The organism is Mesorhizobium sp. LNHC232B00 (assembly GCF_000502435.1).
GTDB classification, from domain to species: domain Bacteria; phylum Pseudomonadota; class Alphaproteobacteria; order Rhizobiales; family Rhizobiaceae; genus Mesorhizobium; species Mesorhizobium opportunistum.
The window spans coordinates 1-1311 of the sequence record NZ_AYWP01000075.1 but is presented as its reverse complement, the minus strand read 5'-3'; the positions used below and the strand labels follow the sequence as shown (position 1 = coordinate 1311).

At 66.5% G+C, this 1311-nt stretch carries 1 protein-coding gene and 1 pseudogene; both read right to left on the bottom strand.

Going from position 1 to position 1311, the window contains the following annotated elements; genetic code table 11:
- A pseudogene (locus X743_RS137730) lies at positions 1-613 on the bottom strand (helix-turn-helix transcriptional regulator); the annotation flags it as partial.
- 118 nt (positions 614-731) lie between these two features.
- Positions 732-1311: helix-turn-helix transcriptional regulator (locus X743_RS137735; RefSeq protein WP_023769484.1), on the bottom strand; the 580-nt coding region annotated here is incomplete at its 5' end.

The following is a 1311-nucleotide window of genomic DNA, read 5'->3' as shown; positions in this document are numbered from 1 at the left end:
GCGCTGCCGGATTGGCATGCACGACATGCAGATCCGCGGTGGTGAGAAAGACCGGTGCCGTCAGCGTGTCGAGCACCGACTCGAAGGTCGACCGGGCGATCGCCGCGATGTCGAGCAGCCGGTTGATCGTCGCGGCGCGCTGCAGATGCGGGATCAACCATCGGGCGGCCTCGATCTCATAGTCACCGATCGGTTCCGCGCTCTGGTGACGGCCAAGGCCCAGCGACCCAAAACCACGCTCGTCGCGAGCGAGCCCCAGCCCCATGACATCGACCAACCCCCGTGGTCTGGCCCACTCCAGCGAGTAGCGGTTGGTCGTACTCGCCTCTGGATTGACGCGGCTCATCACCGCGGGCTGATCCATCGGCAGGGCCAAAAGCACCGCCAGCCCACCCCACTGGTCGGTAATGTCAACGGCGTAGTCCGCGATCCGTTCGACGTAGTCCTGCGGCATGTTGCTGGTCACGTTGAGCAGCACTTCGCCCGACGGCAACGCTTGCAGGTTGAGGGCCGCGTTCTCGAAATCGAGCGCGATGCGGATCTCTTCAATGGCGACGGACCAGCGCGGGGGATCGATCGCGGCGTCGTAGATCAGCCCTATCAGTTCGGACAACCGAGCCATCGAGAGAGGAGAACGCATTGCCACCACCCTTGCCGCACTGCAGAAAAATTGAACGCATGATCCGCGGGTCTCCAATTTCCGATGGAGATTGTCGCCTGCTCATAGCCGGTCAGACGCTGGCGGCTACGGGCGACGCGAGAGACGCGGCGAGCTGAACCAACTCGACCTGCCGCCGCACGCCGGTCTTCTCGAACAGCCGCAGCAGATGCGTCCTGACCGTGCTGCGCCCGATGTTGAGAGCATCGGACGTCTCCTCAACCGTGCGGCCCGCCGCGATCTGCTCGAAGACGCGCGCCTCGGCCGGCGTCAGGCCGAACAGCGCCGCGACCAGCGCGGTCGGCGCGACAAAGGGCGTATCGGCCCGGGCCACGAACACCGCCGCGACCACGCTGGCATCAAACGCCCCGCGCCCCGGGCGCAGCGGCAGGACATGCAAGGCCCCAGCCGAGCCGTCGCGCCAGCGTATCGGAACTCCCAGTCCCTTGCGGCCGATGGCGCTTTCGTCCTGCGCCGCCTGCGATACCGCGACGGCCAGCGCGCTGGACACGGCCGACACGCTGGCGGTGAGAACTCCGTTGCGAATGTTGAGGAGGTCGCCGCCGGCGACGAGCGCATGCGCTGCCGGATTGGCATGCACGACATGCAGATCCGCGGTGGTGAGAAAGACCGGTGCCGTCAGCGTGTCGAGC